Source organism: Polyangium jinanense (genome assembly GCF_028435365.1).
In genome coordinates, this window is sequence record NZ_JAGTJJ010000001.1 from 360181 (window position 1) to 376458 (window position 16278).

The 16278-nt window shown below is 68.0% G+C and carries 16 protein-coding genes; 11 read left to right on the forward strand and 5 right to left on the reverse strand.

The window, feature by feature from the left end; genetic code table 11:
- Window positions 1-44: 44 nt before the first annotated feature.
- Window positions 45-662 carry a TlpA family protein disulfide reductase gene (locus tag KEG57_RS01425; protein ID WP_272418459.1) on the reverse strand — a complete coding sequence of 206 codons (618 nt, stop codon included), beginning with the start codon at window positions 660-662 and terminating at the stop codon, window positions 45-47.
- Between the two features lie 284 nt (window positions 663-946).
- Here KEG57_RS01425 and KEG57_RS01430 point away from each other — a divergent pair, with 284 nt between their 5' ends.
- The 4 genes from KEG57_RS01430 (at window position 947) to KEG57_RS01445 (ending at window position 6969) form a co-directional block, all read left to right on the forward strand.
- The gene (locus tag KEG57_RS01430) at window positions 947-2275 is read left to right on the forward strand and encodes a hypothetical protein (RefSeq protein WP_272418458.1); all 1329 of its coding nucleotides are present in this window, start codon (window positions 947-949) and stop codon (window positions 2273-2275) included.
- Window positions 2276-2490: 215 nt separating this feature from the next.
- Window positions 2491-3669: a hypothetical protein gene (locus KEG57_RS01435; protein WP_272418457.1), complete on the forward strand. Its 1179-nt coding sequence runs from the start codon at window positions 2491-2493 to the stop codon at window positions 3667-3669.
- Window positions 3670-3843: 174 nt separating this feature from the next.
- Complete coding sequence (locus tag KEG57_RS01440) at window positions 3844-4953, forward strand: Mrp/NBP35 family ATP-binding protein (RefSeq protein ID WP_272418456.1); 1110 nt, start codon at window positions 3844-3846, stop codon at window positions 4951-4953.
- A 147-nt stretch (window positions 4954-5100) separates the two neighbouring features.
- Window positions 5101-6969, forward strand: coding sequence for a S1 RNA-binding domain-containing protein (locus KEG57_RS01445; protein WP_272418455.1), 1869 nt, complete (start codon window positions 5101-5103; stop codon window positions 6967-6969).
- A gap of 75 nt (window positions 6970-7044) precedes the next feature.
- Here the strand turns inward: KEG57_RS01445 and KEG57_RS01450 are convergent, their stop codons facing one another.
- Genes KEG57_RS01450 through KEG57_RS01465 form a run of 4 tightly spaced genes read right to left on the reverse strand, consistent with a single transcriptional unit; the run spans window position 7045 to window position 11575 of the window.
- The gene (locus tag KEG57_RS01450) at window positions 7045-8274 is read right to left on the reverse strand and encodes an ABC transporter permease (protein ID WP_272418454.1); all 1230 of its coding nucleotides are present in this window, start codon (window positions 8272-8274) and stop codon (window positions 7045-7047) included.
- On the reverse strand, window positions 8271-9491 hold the full coding sequence (locus KEG57_RS01455; protein ID WP_272418453.1) for an ABC transporter permease: 1221 nt from the start codon (window positions 9489-9491) through the stop codon (window positions 8271-8273). The genes KEG57_RS01450 and KEG57_RS01455 overlap by 4 nt, the downstream gene beginning before the upstream one ends.
- On the reverse strand, window positions 9488-10252 hold the full coding sequence (locus tag KEG57_RS01460) for an ABC transporter ATP-binding protein (RefSeq protein ID WP_272418452.1): 765 nt from the start codon (window positions 10250-10252) through the stop codon (window positions 9488-9490). The genes KEG57_RS01455 and KEG57_RS01460 overlap by 4 nt, the downstream gene beginning before the upstream one ends.
- A 12-nt stretch (window positions 10253-10264) precedes the next feature.
- Window positions 10265-11575, reverse strand: coding sequence for an efflux RND transporter periplasmic adaptor subunit (locus tag KEG57_RS01465; RefSeq protein ID WP_272418451.1), 1311 nt, complete (start codon window positions 11573-11575; stop codon window positions 10265-10267).
- Between the two features lie 104 nt (window positions 11576-11679).
- Between KEG57_RS01465 and KEG57_RS01470 the strand changes: the two genes are divergently transcribed.
- Genes KEG57_RS01470 through KEG57_RS01500 form a run of 7 tightly spaced genes read left to right on the forward strand, consistent with a single transcriptional unit; the run spans window position 11680 to window position 16258 of the window.
- On the forward strand, window positions 11680-12294 hold the full coding sequence (locus KEG57_RS01470) for an FKBP-type peptidyl-prolyl cis-trans isomerase (protein ID WP_272418450.1): 615 nt from the start codon (window positions 11680-11682) through the stop codon (window positions 12292-12294).
- Window positions 12295-12347: 53 nt separating this feature from the next.
- Entirely contained in the window at window positions 12348-12659 is a 312-nt protein-coding gene (locus KEG57_RS01475; RefSeq protein WP_272418449.1) for a hypothetical protein, read from the forward strand.
- The gene (locus tag KEG57_RS01480; protein WP_272418448.1) at window positions 12656-12943 is read left to right on the forward strand and encodes a DUF1844 domain-containing protein; all 288 of its coding nucleotides are present in this window, start codon (window positions 12656-12658) and stop codon (window positions 12941-12943) included. Before KEG57_RS01475 ends, KEG57_RS01480 begins: the two co-directional genes overlap by 4 nt.
- Window positions 12940-14133: a S1C family serine protease gene (locus KEG57_RS01485; RefSeq protein WP_272418447.1), complete on the forward strand. Its 1194-nt coding sequence runs from the start codon at window positions 12940-12942 to the stop codon at window positions 14131-14133. Before KEG57_RS01480 ends, KEG57_RS01485 begins: the two co-directional genes overlap by 4 nt.
- 42 nt (window positions 14134-14175) lie before the next feature.
- On the forward strand, window positions 14176-15009 hold the full coding sequence (locus tag KEG57_RS01490; protein WP_272458024.1) for a sigma-70 family RNA polymerase sigma factor: 834 nt from the start codon (window positions 14176-14178) through the stop codon (window positions 15007-15009).
- The gene (locus tag KEG57_RS01495; protein ID WP_272458025.1) at window positions 15006-15758 is read left to right on the forward strand and encodes an anti-sigma factor; all 753 of its coding nucleotides are present in this window, start codon (window positions 15006-15008) and stop codon (window positions 15756-15758) included. The genes KEG57_RS01490 and KEG57_RS01495 overlap by 4 nt, the downstream gene beginning before the upstream one ends.
- Window positions 15755-16258, forward strand: coding sequence for a hypothetical protein (locus tag KEG57_RS01500; RefSeq protein WP_272418444.1), 504 nt, complete (start codon window positions 15755-15757; stop codon window positions 16256-16258). The genes KEG57_RS01495 and KEG57_RS01500 overlap by 4 nt, the downstream gene beginning before the upstream one ends.
- The last annotated feature ends 20 nt before the right edge of the window (window positions 16259-16278 follow it).

The window sequence follows — 16278 nt, forward strand, 5'->3', positions numbered from 1 at the left end:
GCAAACGAGGAAGGGCGGCACGCGCGCAGGAGGCGGAGAGACGACTACAACGTTCCTGCGATGACCTTCTCGAAGGTCTTCCAGTACGTCGAGGGAGGCGGACCTGCGTACGTTTGGACGATCTCCATCGTGCGCGTGTCGATGATGATGTTCGCCGGGAACGAATCGCTCTCCCAGAGCGCCGCGAGCTTGCCGCCCGGATCGGTCACCGACGGGTAGTCGATGACGAACTTCTTCACCCACTTCGTCAGATCGTCGGGCGTCGCCGGCGAACCGGAGATGCCTTCCGCGAGCGCGAGGAGGAACTCGCCGCCCATCGGGTTGTACTTCGCGCGCAGACCAGGGAGCACCTCGGCCGCCTCGTACTGGCAAGGCCCGCACCATGAAGCGGAGATGATGATCGCGAGCGCCTTCGGCTTCGGCGTGTCCTTGGGGAACACGGAGTTTTCCGGAAAAACCCCGTCACCCGTCGGATTGTAGAACTCCGCAAAGGAGATGAATCGCACGCCTTCGGCGAGCTTTTCCTTCGCGTTCGGAAAACCGATGAGCTCGTAATTCTGCGCTATCGAGCCCTTGCTGATGCCGTAAGGACCCGCGGGATACGGGAGAGCCCACGATCCACGCGGGAGCTGCCCCGTTTGATCGGGGAACCCCGGTGTCACGTTGGCTTCGCCCTCGTCACTACTGCCGCAGCCGATCAAACCGATAGCTGCCGTCAGACCGAGAACCAAGCCCCGAAAGAGCACGTCGTTTCGCATGATGCCACCGCGCCTGGAATGAGGTAGGTCGGAATGGTCCTCGCGGGGGTGCGGCGCGTCAAGCGCCCTCCTTGGCAAAAGGCCTCGCCTGGACCCGATCCTTACCCAGGCAAGATGCGTGGAACACGGCACCGTCCCATGCATACCCACATCCACGGAGGGGCGGCCCTCCGAGGTTCGAGGTCATCATGCAGCATTCTCCCGTTCTCCGTCCGCGGCAGCCCGCGCGCCTTCGTTTTGCCGCCGCCCTCTCGCTCCTCTCGCTCCTTTTCGGTGGCGCGCTCGGCGCCTGCTCCGAAGAGGAGCAGCTGCCCTTCTGCTTCGGCGGCTTCGTGACTGCAGACGGCAAATGCGAGGGGAAATGCACCCCTGACAAGTGCCTGCCCGGCAACACCTGCGTGGAAAACCGCTGCGTGCTCGAGTGCGCCGCGCACACCGATTGCCTCGCGGATGGGACGCAGGACTGCACAGCCGCGGTCGAGGACGACACGAAACGCGAACTTTTCGCCTGCCAGCCGAACGACAAGCCTTTCGGCTTCGGCTTCAAATGCCCCTTCGGCGACGAGTGCAGCAAGACGCTCTCCTGCCCGGAGACGGGCACGCCGTGCTTCCTCGATCAGTGCGGCGGCGCGCCCGACGCCTGCGAGCCCGACGTCGACTTCTGTTACGGACGTGCGAACTGCCTCGTCGGAAAATGCCCCGACAACACGCCGTGCACCGTGCTCACGTGCGCGCCGGGCGAGTGCACGGCGCCGCTCTCGTGCCTCTCGGCGGCCGAGGGTGACGCCGATGCTTTCTGCACCAAGCAAGATTGCCAGAGCGACGCCGAGTGCCCCGGTGGCTTCTACTGCGGCACGACCCGCGAGGCGCGTGAGCTCTGCGGCAGCATGAATCCGACGAAGGGCAACAACGGCCTCTGCGGCGAGTCGTCCGACGACTGCATCGAGCCGAGCTCGCTCGGGCAGGGCAACACGATGTTCGAGGGGCAGCTGTGTGTACTTCGGAAGACGTGCATCCAGCGCGACACGTGCGCCCCGTGCAACACTGATCTGGACTGCTCACAGATCCCGAACAGCCACTGCATCTCGCTCCCGAACGACACCACGAAGCGCTGCGCCTCCGAGTGCGTGAAGGACTCCGACTGCGGACGCTCCTACGAGTGCAAGGCCGTCGACGCGGCCAAGCCGGAGGGGCCGAAAGCCTGCTTCCACCGCTTCGGCGCCTGCGTCGGCGAGGGCAACTACTGCGAGCCCTGCGTGAACGACGAGGACTGCGGCCCGCTCACCGGCACCTCCGTCTGCATCCAGGCCACCGACGGAAGCCGCGGCTGCGTCGACCTCGCCACCTCGGGCGGGGCCTGCATGTCGAACGACGACTGCCCGCTGTCACCGAGCGGCAAGCACGCCGAGTGCGATCTCAACCCAAATTCGCAGAACTACCAGAAGTGCCAGCTCCTGCCCTACACGCTCGCCAACCCGTCGAACCCGAATCAGGGCGGCGAGGCGAGCTGCTGGTAAGACAAGCTGGTCTCTTCTGATCTCGACCGATCCTTGCTGCGCAAAACTTTTCGCCACGCGCGGCGCGTCTCTTTCGCACCCATCCTCCCTTATCCGGGCATTCCGTGAGGGTCCCGGGGATGGACGGGAGGGTGCTCCGTCCGCACGTCGCATGGCGCAAAAGCTGCACGTGCGCTTCAACGTAGTCATCACTTCTTCAACAAGGAGAGCTTCGCATGTCGCAGAAAAATAACTGGATCCGCTTCGCCGCCGCGCCCGCCTTCGTGCTCGGAATCGGCCTCACCGCCGGCATCGGTTGCAGCGACGTCGCCGACATCGCCGAGGGGTGCAATGAGTTCCGGGCCGACGCGCAGTGGGGCGCGAACCTCGACATCGACTTCCGCGTGAAGTCGTTCATGAGCGCCTCGGGCGCGCTCGTCACGCTCGCCGATCAGATGATCGCCGACGTCACCGTGGCCTGCGAGGGCATCGCCAAGGCGACGAAGCGCGACGACTCGAAGTGGTCGTCGCTCGAGGGCGCCAAGCGCCTCGAGGCCGTCTGCGCCGAGGCGCAGCTCGGCTTCGACGAGGTGATGAAGGCCAACGCGAGCGTAGAGCTCGTCGCCCTCGTCGAGGGCGGCAAGTGTGAGGCGAGCCTCGACGCGGCCGCCGAGTGCAACGCGCGTTGCGACGTGGACGCCAAGTGCACGCCGGCGCAGCTCGAAGCCAAGTGCGAGCCCGGCAAGCTCGCGGGCTCGTGCACCGCCGAGTGCAGGGGCTCGTGTACGGCCGACGTCGGCGCCACGGTCGAGTGCAGGGGCTCGTGCAGCGCCGTCTGCAACGGCAAGTGCAACGGCACGTGCTCCTCGGGCGACGCGAACAACTGCAACGGCCGCTGCGACGGCACGTGCGAGGGCACCTGCTCGGGCTCGTGCGAGCTCGAGGCCAACGCCGCCGTGGAGTGCGACGGCACCTGCCGCGGCGAGTGCTCCGTCGACTTCGAGGCCCCGCACTGCGAGGGCAAGATCACGCCGCCCGAGTGCGAGCTCGACGCCGACTGCCAGGCGAGCTGCAACGCGGAGATCCAGGCGGAGGCCTCGTGCACGCCGCCCAAGGTCACGATCGAGCTCAAGGGCGGCGCGACCGCGGATCTCGAGGCGCTCGTCGTCGCGCTCGAGGAGCACCTGCCGAAGCTCATCGTGACGGGCATCGAGCGTGGTCAGGCCGCGCTCGACGCCGGCAAGGTCCTCGTCGAGGTCGGCGGTAACCTCGAGGGCGCGATCACGTCGAGCGGCAAGGCCCTCGTCTGCGCGACGACGGCCGCGGCCGCCGCGCTCGACGCGAGCGTCGAGGTGCAGGTCTCCGTCGAGGCCAGCGCCAGCATCGGCGGCAAGGCTGCCGGCTCCGTCAACTGAGCGACGCATGACGCGCCGCCCGGCCGCTCGTCGTGCCGGGCGGCGTGTTTTCTTTTTGTTTCGCCCCGGCCGTTTTTCCCGGCGGCGGCGCGCCCGCGCGACCGCGGAACGGGTTGACGACACCCGTGGCTGGTCCTAACAGACCGGCTGCCCCGCGCTGCCCCGAAGGAAATCATGGCAATCACGGTCGAATCCGCGAAATCCGCGCTCGGAAAGGTCGAGGACCCCGAGCTCTCTCGTCCCCTCGTCGACGTCGGCATGCTCGGCGACGTCACCGTCGAGGGAGACACCGTCACCGTGGGCCTCACGCTCACGACGCCGGCGTGCCCGTACAAGGCGCGGATCCAGGACGACGTGACGGCGGCGCTCAAGGCCGCGGGCGCGGGGAACGTGACGATTACTTGGAGCTCCAACGTTCCCGAGCGCAACATCATGGCCGACGATCCTTGCCCCGGCGTGAAGAACATCGTGCTCGTCATGAGCGGCAAGGGTGGCGTCGGAAAGAGCACGGTCGCCGCGAACCTGACGCTCGCGCTGAACCGCCTCGGTTGCCGCGTCGGCCTTCTCGACGCCGACATGTACGGGCCCAGCGTGCCCACGATGCTCGGCGTGATGGGCCGGCCGACCTCGGCCGACGGCCAGCATTTCCTGCCGCTCGAGCGCTTCGGCGTGAAGCTCATGTCGATCGGCTTCCTGCTCGAGGACGCGCGTCAAGCTGTCGTGTGGCGCGGGCCGATGATCCAGAACGCGCTGCTCCAGTTCATGAAAGACGTCGACTGGGGCACGCTCGACTACCTCATCCTCGACCTGCCCCCCGGTACGGGCGACATCGCCCTGACGATCTCGCAAAAGCTGCGCACCACGGGCGCCGTGATCGTGACGACGCCGCAGGAAGTCGCGCTCCAGGACGTTTACAAATCGGTCTCGATGGCCCAGAAGGTGGGCATCCCCATCCTCGGCGTCGTCGAGAACGAGAGTTATTTCATCTGTGACGGTTGCTCCGCGCGTCACGAGCTCTTCGGCTCGGGCGGCGGTCAGAAGATCGCCGAGTTCGCGGGCGCCCCGCTGCTCGGTCAGATCCCGCTCGATCCTTCGGTGCGGGAGTGGGGCGATGCAGGCACGCCCGTCGTGCAGGCGGCGCCGGACAGCTCGGTCGGCCGGGCGTTCCTCGAGGTGGCGCAGCGGCTGGCGGCCAAGGTGAGCGTGCACGACCTCGGTCGCGGGGGCTCCCTCCGCATCGACCGTAGCGGCGGCCAGCAGCGGTTTTTACCCATCGTACGTTGAAAAAGCGCCTCGAAGTTCGAGCGCTGTGCGCGGAGACCTCGCGCCTGTGCGCGAGGTACGTTATGTTTCCGTCCCCTTCCGAGCTACGCGTGTGCGCGAAGGTCGTCCCCTGACGACGCGCGCCGCGAGCGGGGCCCGAGATCCCGGATGAACACGGACAACAACACCACCGAGGCGGCAGAGGTCCAGAAGGACGCCGCGGCGCCCGAGGCGCAGCCGCAGAATCAAAAGCCCGAGGCGAGCACCGAGGCCCAGGCCGCCTCGCCCACCGCCGCTCCTTCCCGCGAAGAGTGGGAGGATGAGCAGCCGGGAGACGACATTGGCAACCGCCTGCCGGGCCCCGGCGGTCGTCCGCAGGCGAGCCCTGCGGCGAAGGCCGAAGGTCCGGCCGGCGACGCGAAGAAGCGCAAGCGCCGCAGGAAGCGCAAGGGTCCCCCGGGCGCGCAAGGCCCGACGGCGGAAGGCGCGGCCGAAGGGGCCGAAGGCGCCGAGGCGAGCGGCGAGGACGCGGAAGGCGAGGACACGGAGGCCGGCGAGGCTTCCGAGGCCCAGGCCGAAGGGGAAGCGCCGCAAGGCAAGCGCAAGGATCGGCGCAAGGACAAACAGGCCGCTGCAGCGGCCGCAGCCCAGCGCGAGCGTCCTGCGTTCAGCGTGGGCGAAGAGGTCTTCGGCAAGGTCTGCAAGGTGACGGACCAGGCGATCTGGATCGACATCGCAGGCAAGGCGACGGGCCTCTTCGATCGGCAGGAGCTCGGCGACGAGGAAGTGCCGGCCGAGGGCGATCAGTTCATCGCGAGCGTGCAAAGCACGGGCGTTCGCGGCGGCATGCTGGTGCTCTGCAAGGGGCAGCCGAAGCCGCTCGACGAGCTGAAGAAGCAGCTCGAAGCCGCGTCGCAGAGCGGCGAGCCGGTCTTCGGCTTCGTGACGGGCGCGGTGAAGGGCGGTCTCGAGGTCGATCTCGGGGGCCTGCGCGCGTTCGCGCCGGCCTCGCACGTGGACCTTCGTCACGGCGCGGATCTCTCGCACCTCGTCGGTCAGAAGCTCGACTTCGTGGTTGCGCAGTACGCGAAGAAGGGCCGCGACATCGTGGTCTCGCGCAAGCGCATGCTCGAAGAGGATGCGCGCCGCCTGCGCACCGAGGCGCTCAGCAAGGTCACGCCGAACAGCGTGCACAAGGGCATCGTGCGCAAGGTCGTGGCGTGGGGCGTCTTCGTCGCGCTGCCCGACGCGGGCAACGTCGAGGGCCTCATCCACATGACCGAGGCGAGCCACGACCGCAGCGCGCGGCTCGGCGACCTCTTCCGTCCCGGCGCGGAGATCGACGTCAAGGTCATCCGCATCGACGACAAGGGCAAGCTGTGGCTCAGCCACAAGGCCACGACCGCGGATCCGTGGGACACGGTGAAGGAGAAGTACGCGGTCGGCACGAAGCACAAGGGCAAGGTCGCGCGCCTGCAGCCGTTCGGCGCGTTCATCGAGCTCGAGCCCGGGATCGACGGCCTCTGCCACACGGCGGACATCTCGTTCAAGCAGGTCGAGCACCCGAGCGAGGTGGTGAAGGTCGGCGACGAGATCGACGTCGTGGTCGCGAGCTGCGATCCGGGCGCGCACAAGATCGGCCTGCACCCCGCGCTGCCGAGCGGCGAGGAGGAAGAGCCGCGTCAGCGCGTGCAGCAGTACAAGGCCGTGAAGGTCGCCGTCGTGCAGGCCGTCGAGGGAGGCCTCTCGGTCCGCGTCCTCGGCGTCACCGGTCGCGCGGCGCGTGGCTTCATCCCGGCAGGCCACACGGGCACGGCGCGCGGCACGGATCTCCGCAAGGAGTTCCCCGTGGGCACGAAGCTCGACGCGAAGGTGCTCGAGGTCGACCCGCGCCGCGGCGAGGCGAAGCTTTCGATCCGCGCCCTCAAGGAGGACGCCGAGAAGCAGGCTTACCAGTCGTACCGCGCGGGCGTCGCTCGCGAGGCGAAGTTCGGCACCTTCGCCGACCTCATGAAGAAGAGCCAGTCGAGCCACTGATCGAGGCTGGCTGAAGGATCACGCGCCCCGCGGCCGAGAGGCCCGGGGCGCGTGTCCTTTTGGGGTCCAATCAATTCATTCGCGGCCGAGCGCCTGCACCGGATCCATGCGCGCGGCCCGTCGCGCCGGGAAGAACCCGAAGACGAGTCCGATCGCCGTGCTCGTCCCGAGCGCGACCGCGAGCGCCTGAGGCGCGAGCTTCATCGGCAGATCGAGCGCCGCGCCGAGGCCGACGATCGCGCCGTAGCCGAGCGTCGTCCCCACGATCCCGCCGAGCGTTGCGAGCACGAGCGACTCGACGAGGAACTGCACGAGGATGTCCATCTCGCGCGCGCCGATCGCCATGCGGATGCCGATCTCGCGCGTCCGCTCGGTGACGCTGACGAGCATGATGTTCATCACGCCGATCCCGCCGACGACGAGCGATACGGCCGCGATTCCGACGAGCAGGAGCGAGAGGACCCCGTAGATGCTGTCCTGCATCTGCTGGAACTCGGCCTGCGTGCGGATGAGAAAATCGTCCTCGTCTCCCTCGCGAATGCGATGCCGCTGGCGAAGGATCTCCTCGGCTTGCTTCTTCGCGCGGTCGGTCGTCTCCGGGCTCGTGGCGCTCATCATGATGGCGTCCGTCTCGCCCGGTCGCGTGAAGCGCACGTGTGAGCGCATCGTGGTGATCGGCATGATCACGACGTCGTCTTGGCTCCGACCGAACGGCGACGGGCCCTTCTCCTCGAGCACGCCGAGCACGCGGTACGGATGCCGGCCGATGCGGATCCATCGACCCACGGGATCGGCCGTGCCGAAGAGATCCTTGGCCGTCCCCGCGCCGATGACCGCGATCTTCTCGGAGACGTTCTCGGCCGAGACCGTCCACGGCTCGCCGCGCTGGAGCTTCCAGTTGCGCACCTCGAGGTACGCGATGCGCGAGCCGATCACCTCGGCCTTCGCGTTCTGCCCTTCGTAGACGACCTGCGCCGATGCACGCAGAAACGGAACAGCCGCCCTGATGCTCGTCGACTCGCGCTCGAGGGCCTGACAGTCAGATTCCGAGAGCTTCGAGCCGCCCGTCGTGCGCGCGCCCGAGGCCCTCGCCGACTGCGGAAAGACGATCAGCGCGTTCGATCCGAGGTTCGTGATCTGCCCGTTGATCTTCGCGCGCGCGCCGTCGCCGAGCGCGGTCATCGTCACGACGGCCGCGATGCCGATGGTGATGCCGAGGATCGTCAGCGCCGCGCGCAGCTTGTTGCGGAGCACCGCCCGCATGGCGATGGCGATCGCGGAGAAGACGCGAAAAAGGCCGATCACTCTTGCCGCAGCGCGACGATGGGATCCATCAGCGCCGCCCTCCTCGCCGGGAAGAACCCGAACACGACCCCGATCACCGTACTCGTCGCCATCGCCGCGATCACCGCGGGCATCGGAAGCTCGAGTGACCACCCGAGCGCGCCGCCGATCGCCTTGATCACGCCCGCGCCGATACCGAGCCCGAACACGCCGCCGATCACGCTGAGCACGATCGCCTCGACGAGGAACTGCGTCATGATGTTTGCCGCCGAAGCGCCGATCGCCATGCGGATGCCGATCTCGCGCGTCCGCTCGGTCACGCTGACGAGCATGATGTTCATCACGCCGATCCCGCCGACGAGCAGCGAGACGGCGGCGATCGAGGAGAGGAGCGCGGTCAACGTGCCAACGATCTCCTCGGACGATTTGCGGAACTCGGCCTGCGTGCGGATCGCGAAATCCGGATCCGCGTCGGGCGCGATCCCGTGCCTCTGCCGCAGGATCGCGTTGATTTGCGCGACGGCGCGATCGACCGTCCGCTCGTCCGTCGCGGAGGCGATGAGCTGCTGCACGCGCCCCGGCGGACTTGGCACGACGCGCGCACGGAAGCTGCCAATCGGCATGAGCACACGATCGTCCTGATCCTCGCCGAAGGGCGACTGCCCCTTCTTCGCGAGCAGACCAACGATGCGATACGGATAACGACCGATGCGCACGTACTGGCCGATAGGATCTCCGGGGCCGAAGAGCTTTTCGCGTACGGTCTCGCCGATGATGACGACCTTCGCTTTGAGCAGCTCCTCCGACTCCGTGAACATCTGGCCCTTGTCCACGGAGAAGCCGCGCACCGGGAAGTAGCTGCGCGACACGCCCATCACCTGCGTCACGGCGTTGCGATCGCCCGCGATCACCTGCGCGCCCGTGGAGCTGAACGGCGCGACGTTCGCGATGCTCGTCGCCTCCGAGAGAAGCGCGCGTCCATCGGCCTCCGTGAGGCGATTGACGTCGGCGCTGCGTACGCCCGAGGTCTGCGTCGACTGCGGGAAGATGAAGATGACGTTCGCGCCGAGGTTCGAGATCTGCCCGACGACCTGCGCCTGCACGCCCGTGCCGAGCGCCACCACGATCACCACGGCCGCGACACCGATGAGGATGCCGAGCACCGTCAGGCTCGAGCGCAGCTTGGAGCGCACGATGGCGCGCAGCGCGAGCCGGATCGCGGCGAGGATCGCCGTCACGAAGCGGCTCCGTGCTCGTCCTGGACCGGCAGCTCCGCGAGCGCGCGCGCCGCGTCCGTCGGCCTCTCGTTCACGATGTCGCGCCGCACCGAGCCGTCACGCATCTCGACCACGCGCCCTGCGCAGTCGGCGATGTCGCGCTCGTGCGTGACCAGCACGATCGTGATGCCCTGCTCCCGGTTGAGCCGTTGCAAGAGATCGAGCACCTCGTAGCTCGTGCGGGTATCGAGGTTGCCCGTGGGTTCGTCGGCGAGCAGGAGCGGCGGCTGCGTCACGAGGGCGCGCGCGATCGCGACGCGCTGCTGCTGACCGCCGGAGAGCTGGTTCGGCGTGTGATGCAGGCGCGCGCCGAGGCCAACGGCGCTCAGCGAGGCGAGCGCGCGTTTCCTTCGCTCCGCGGCGCCGACGCCTCGGTACACGAGGGGCAGCTCGACGTTCTCGAGGGCGGTCGTGCGGGGCAGCAGGTTGAAGCCCTGGAACACGAATCCGATCAGATGGTTTCGCACGATGGCGCGCGCGTCGTTGCTCCGCGAGCCGACGTCGATCCCGTCGAGGATGTACTTGCCGCGCGTCGGCCGATCGAGGCAGCCGATGATGTTCATCATCGTGCTCTTGCCCGAGCCGCTCTGCCCGATGATCGCGACGAACTCGCCCCGCCGGATCGTCAGGTTCACGCCGCGGAGCGCGCGCACGACGACGGCCTCCGTGACGTAGTCCTTGTGGATCTCGACGAACTCGATGATCGACGGGACGTCCTTCATCACGTCCCCCGCCTAGAACGGCCTGCGGCCGCCGCGCCCGCCTGCGGCCCCTGCGTCGGTCTCTTCGGTCACGACCTTCAGGCTGCCGATGTCTGTACGGAGAACCGTGTAGATGCCGTCCGTGATGCCGATGTCGACCTCGCGCATCTCGATCTGCTCGGCGCCCAGCGTCTCGTTCGTGAGCACGTAGATGCGCCCTTTGCCCGCGGGCAGCGGCGGCAGCGGATCCTGCGGGATGGGCTTGCCTTCCTTTGTCATCGGCGGCGAGGGCTTGAAGCGCAGCGCCGCGTTGGGCAGGCGCTTGATGCCCTTGGCCTCGGCCGAGTGGATCGTCGCCGTCGCCGTCATCCCGGGGCGCAGCTTGATGTCGGGGTTCTCGACCTCGATCACCGCGGCGTACGTCACGACGCCCGCCTGGTTCACGGGGCTGAAGCGCACCTGGCTCACGAGCCCCTTGAACGACTCGCCGGGGAACGCGTCGACGCGGATGTCTGCGGTCATCCCCTCCTTCAGGCGCCCCACGTCCGCCTCGTCGATGTCCGCGAGCACGCGCATCTTGCGGAGATCCTGGGCGATCACGAAGAGCGTCGGCGTCTGGAAACTTGCAGCCACGGTCTGGCCGGGATCGACCGCGCGGTTGATCACGACACCCTCGATGGGCGAGTAGATCTTGGTGAACGCGAGGTTCGTGTTCGAGCGCCGCAGCGTTGCGTTGAGCTGCGCGACCTGCGCCTTCGAGGCCGCGACGTCGGCGAGCGCGATGTCGTAGCTGCCTTGCGCGGCATCCAGATCCGCCTGCGATCCCACGCCTTCCTTGAACACCTTGCGCGCCCGCTCGAGCCGCACCTTCGCCGTCTCGAGGTTCGCATCGGCTCGCTTGACGCTCGCATTCGCGGCTGCGACCTGCGCCGCGTTCGCGTCGATTTCCGCGCCGAGGAGCTGCGTATCGATCTCCGCGAGCAGATCGCCGGCCTTCACGTGGCTGTTGAAGTCGACGTGGACCTTCGTGATGCGGCCGGAGACCTGCGCACCGATCTGCACCTCGGTGACCGGCTTGACCTGTCCGGTCGACTGGATCGTCTCGAAAACGTCGCCTTGCGTGAGGGCCGCGCTCACGTAGCGCGCGGGCGGCGGCGGCTTGGTCTTCTGCAGGTAGAGCATCCCGCCTGCGACGATGCCGCCAAGGACGAGCAGAATGACGAGCCAGCGGAGCCATTTGCCGCGGCCTTCGACACGCGACAGCGCCTTGTTCAGGTCGGGCCGCTCGGCTGCGTTGTTCCGGGCCTGTCCGCCCGCATCGAGGTGCACTCCCGGATTGGCCATGACGGAACCCGTGATAGCACGGAGGAGCCTTCCGGCGCGGCCGTGGCGAAGGATCTTACGCAGGGCTTGATGGGGCGACACCTACGTGGCACATCCACGGGCCCATGTCCCAGCCCGCCATTGGCCCCGATACGCGCGTCTCGCTCTCGTACGTCCTCTTCGATGAGGACGGAGACACGGTCGATCGCGCGACCGAAAGCGAGCCGCTCGAGTACGTCCACGGCTACGCGCAGATCCTCCCGGGCCTTGAACGAGCGGTCGAGGGCATGCGCGCAGGCGAGCGCCGCGAGATCATCGTCGAGCCCGCGGACGCGTTCGGCGAGCACGACGACGAAGGCGTCTTCGAGGTCGACAAGGCCGACTTCCCCGACAGCGAGCACGTGACGCCCGGCGACGAGTTCATCGCGCAGGCCCCCGACGGCGAGTCCATCGCGATGCGCGTGGTCGAGGTGCTTCCGGACGCGTTCGTCGTGGATACGAACCACCCGCTCGCGGGTCAGAAGGTCCGCTTCGAGGTCGTCGTGCACGACGTGCGCGCGGCGAGCGAGGAGGAGATCGCGGAGGCGCAGTCCGAGCTCGAAGAGCGCGCCACCGGCGACGGCGGCGGTTGCTGCGATCACGACCATGATCACGACCATGATCACGACCATGATCACGACCACGATCATGGCCACGCGCCCGCGGGCGGCGGACAGCTCGTCCAGCTCCGCAAGCGCTGAAGACTTCTGCACCCGGGGGGGAGCAAGTCCGACCAAGGGAGACACAACGACCGATGAAAGCTGCTTCCGATCAGGGTTACTTTTCCGCGCTTGCCTATGATCTCCGGGTGCGCGCGCGCCTCATCGACGCTGGCGTGATCACGCCGACGGACGTCGACGGTTACCTCGCCGGGCTCCCCGAGCTCGAGACGCAGGCCGAGGCGCTCGGCATCCCGCAGCCCGCGCTCGTCTCCGCGACCTCGGCTCCGGCGCCCGCGCCGCAGCCCGTCGCGGCGGCTCCTGCCCCCGCCCCGACCGCGAGCAGCGCTGCGGTCGAGGACGACGTCGACATCGACGACGCAGCCGACGAGGCAGGCGAGGCGTGAGCAGCCAGGGCGATCGCGACGTGCCGCCGGGGCAGCTCCCGAAGCTCGACTTCTCGATCTTCGTGATGTCCATCATCGGCTCGGCGCACGTCCACCTCGGCGATATGCCCGGCCCGGATGGGCATTCGGACCGGAGCCTCGACCTCGCGCAGCAGGACATCGAGCTCCTCACGCTGCTCGAGGAAAAGACGAGGGGAAACCTCACGGGCGACGAGGAGCGGCTCCTCACGCAGGCCCTCGACGAGTTGCGCGAGCGTCTCGCGGAGGTATCCAAAGAGACGTGAGCTCACGTCGTCCGCCGCTCTCGCTCATCGTCCTGCTCTCGTGGCTCCTCGTGACCGCGTCGGCGTGTGGCAAGGGCGGCGGGTCGCCGGGCGGTTCGTCCCAAACGGGCGAGCCGACCTCGTCGCTCCCGCCCGGCGCCATTCCTCTCCCGAGCGGCGCGGCATCCACCGCTCCGCCTCCGGCGCTCGCGCAGACCGCGCCTTCCGGACCGGCGATCGTGACGGCCGAGGGCACGCCGATCTCCTTCGCGCCTCTCGCAAAGAAGGCGGATCCGGCCGTGGCGACGGTGAAGGCGCGCGTCGAGAAAGAGACCTCGTCGGGTCGAAGGCGCGCCGTCTCCGAGGGCCTCGGCACTGCGTTCGTCTACGACCCTGAGGGGTTCATGCTGACGAACAACCACGTCATCGAGGACGCGACGGATATCGTCGTCGGCTTCGTCGATGGCCGTGAGATGCGGGCGACGGTCGTCGGCCGGGACAAGCACACGGACATCGCGGTCCTGCGCGTCGACGAACGAGGGCTGCCTTCGCTTTCGCTCGGCGACTCGGACGTGATCGACGTGGGCGATTGGGTCGTCGCGATCGGCAACCCGTTCGGCCTCTCGCACACCGTCTCGGCGGGCATCCTCTCGGCGAAGGGCCGCACGCGCGACGACGTGAAGGGCCTCGATCCCAGCGGTTATTTCAACTTCCTGCAGACGGACGCCAGCATCAACCCGGGCAACTCCGGCGGCCCGCTGCTCAACATGCGCGGCGAGGTCGTGGGCATCAACGCGGCCGTCCGCGCGAACGCGAACAACATCGGCTTCGCGATCCCGATCAACATGGTCAAGCAGCTCCTGCCCATGTTGCTGCGGGACGGCAAGATCCGACGCAGCGCGCTCGGGGTCTTCGTCGACGCGCTGAACCCGATCGAGGCCGGTCGCCTGCGCCGGCCGGATCGCAAGGGCGCGTGGGTGCAGAAGGTGATCGCGGGTGGGCCGGCCGATCGTGCGGGGCTTTCGCCCGACGACGTCATCGTAGCGTTCGACGGCAAGCCCGTCGCCGATCCGAACGAGCTCCGGTGGCTCGCGAGCATCGCGGGTGTCAACAAGACGGTGTCCTTGCGGATTGCGCGCCTCGAGCGGGTCTTCGATGTCCGCGTGACACTTGCCGAGCTCGAGCCGATCGACGACCGTGAGGAGCCTTGACCTTCCGGCCGGAAGGCCGATCGCCTAGAGTACCACCTCGCCGTGCCCCCCATTCCCACGCCCCCGGACGAGTCCCTCCGGCCCGAGCCGGCCGACCCGACGGACGACCAGATTGAAGGCGCCCTGGGGCTGCCGGACGATCTCCCTGACGCCCCGCCTCCTGAAGCCGCGATCGGCCGTCTCGGCCGCGTGAATAGGTCTTCGCAGGAGGCGTCCAACAAAGAGGCCCGAAGGCGGGAGGCAGAGGAAGATCGTGAGCTCATCCTTCGGGCACAGAAGGGGGACCAGGCGGCGTTCAGGCGGCTCGTGGAGCGTCACCAGCGCCGCGCCTTCGCGATCGCGATGGGTCTCGTCCGGGACGAGAACGATGCACGCGAGCTGGTTCAGGATGCTTTCTTGCGGGTTTACCGCAACCTCAACTCCTTCCAGGGTGGATCGTCGTTTTTCACCTGGCTCTACCGGATCGTCACGAACTTGGCGATCGACCTCATGCGCAAGCCTGGGCGTCGGGATGCCGAGCTCGTCGACGGGCAAGCCGCTTCGGATGAGCCGACGGAGTTTCCCCTGGTCTCTCGCATCGATGGCGCCGACCCGATCGACGTCATGCGCCGCCGGGAGATCGCGGGTCGCATCCAGGCCGCCCTCGATGCCCTGCCCCCCTACCACCGAGGCGTGATTCTGATGCGTGAGGTCGAAGGCATGTCGTACGAAGAAATGGCCGTGGCCATGGGCGTCTCGAAGGGGACGATCATGAGCCGGCTGTTCCACGCCCGGCAGAAGCTCCAGCGCGCGCTCGCGGATTGCTACGCGGAGGAAGGGCGTTCGCGGAGCGGCAATACGGACGAGATCGCAGCCGAGCCGGAGGAGGCGCCGTGACCACGAAGACGATGAACGGAGAAGCGCGCGAGACGCGCACGAAGCGGCCGCCGACGGACCTCGAGCTGATGATGTACGTGGACGGCGAGCTCGAAGGCGAGCGTCTGCGCGAGGTTCGTCAGGCTCTCGCGCGCGACAGCGTGCTGCGAAGCAAGGTCGCCGCGCTGTCGCTCGCGTCGTCGATCGTCGGGGAGAACGCCGAGAACGGCGCCGCCGAGATCGACCTGACCGATGGGATCATGGCGCGGATCGCAGCCGACAAGAGCCCGACGCATGACGCGAGGGACGCCGCGCCCGCGCTGATGGAGGCGCCGGTCGAGCGCAAGGACGCCGAGGTGAAACCGCTGCTCCGGCCGGGCTTCGGCAAGACGGCGGCGAAGTCGGCGCCGTCGAACGACAACTCGCGTGGGATCTTCGCGCTCGCGGCCATCGCGGTCGCAGCGGCGGCGGGCCTCATGATCTGGGGGCGGATGGACGTGGGTACGCCGCATTCGCAAGGCGCGCCGGTGGCCGCGGTCACGACGCCCGAGGAGCTGCCCGCTGCGCCCGCCCCGACGCCTGCGGAGGCGCCTCGTGCGGCCGAATCGGAGGCGCAGGACGGCGATGCCGAGCCGGGCGTGGCTGTCGCGGCCGTCGACTTTGGCACCAAAATCGGCACGATCTTTTACGTGCCGGCAGAGGCTGCCACGTCGAACCACACCACCACCGTCGTGTGGTTGGCCGACGATTCCGCTGGAGGAGAACAATGAGGCTCCCGCTGATTGCTTTGCTCGTGGCCGCGTTCGGGCTCTCGCTCGGGCACGGGCCCTCCGTGGCGCATGCCCAGGACGCCGCCGCTCAGGCGGACACGTCCGTCTCGATGGAGATCGTGGTCCTCCACGGCACGAACGACGGCACGGGCATCGACGCCAAGATCGGCAAGATGCCCGAGCTCGCGAAGCCGCCGTTCTCCTCGTACAACAGCTACAAGCTGCTCGATCGCTCGAAGCAGACCTCGTCGAAGGCGAGCCCCTCCACGCTGAAGCTCCCGAACGACCGGGTGCTCAAGGTCTCGCTGAAGGACGTGATCCAGCCGAGCAAAAAGGGCGAACCGAAGCGCTACGTGATCAGCGCCAGCATCCAGAAGCCCGGCGGCAGCGACTTCCTCCCGCTGCTCGAGGTCAACGCGAAGGCCGGCGAGACCTTCTTCGTGGCCGGCCAGAACCACAAGGGCGGCGTCCTCGTCATCGGGATCAAGGTCAATCCCTGAACTCGGTATAGTGAAGAGCG

Excerpts from the sequence above, each read along its gene's own strand:
- KEG57_RS01430 (WP_272418458.1), top strand. The coding sequence starts at position 947 with ATGCAGCATTCTCCCGTTCTCCGTCCGCGGCAGCCCGCGCGCCTTCGT.
- KEG57_RS01435 (WP_272418457.1), top strand. The coding sequence starts at position 2,491 with ATGTCGCAGAAAAATAACTGGATCCGCTTCGCCGCCGCGCCCGCCTTC.
- KEG57_RS01440 (WP_272418456.1), top strand. The coding sequence starts at position 3,844 with ATGGCAATCACGGTCGAATCCGCGAAATCCGCGCTCGGAAAGGTCGAG.
- KEG57_RS01445 (WP_272418455.1), top strand. The coding sequence starts at position 5,101 with ATGAACACGGACAACAACACCACCGAGGCGGCAGAGGTCCAGAAGGAC.
- KEG57_RS01460 (WP_272418452.1), bottom strand. The coding sequence starts at position 10,252 with ATGAAGGACGTCCCGTCGATCATCGAGTTCGTCGAGATCCACAAGGAC.
- KEG57_RS01465 (WP_272418451.1), bottom strand. The coding sequence starts at position 11,575 with ATGGCCAATCCGGGAGTGCACCTCGATGCGGGCGGACAGGCCCGGAAC.
- KEG57_RS01470 (WP_272418450.1), top strand. The coding sequence starts at position 11,680 with ATGTCCCAGCCCGCCATTGGCCCCGATACGCGCGTCTCGCTCTCGTAC.
- KEG57_RS01475 (WP_272418449.1), top strand. The coding sequence starts at position 12,348 with ATGAAAGCTGCTTCCGATCAGGGTTACTTTTCCGCGCTTGCCTATGAT.
- KEG57_RS01500 (WP_272418444.1), top strand. The coding sequence starts at position 15,755 with ATGAGGCTCCCGCTGATTGCTTTGCTCGTGGCCGCGTTCGGGCTCTCG.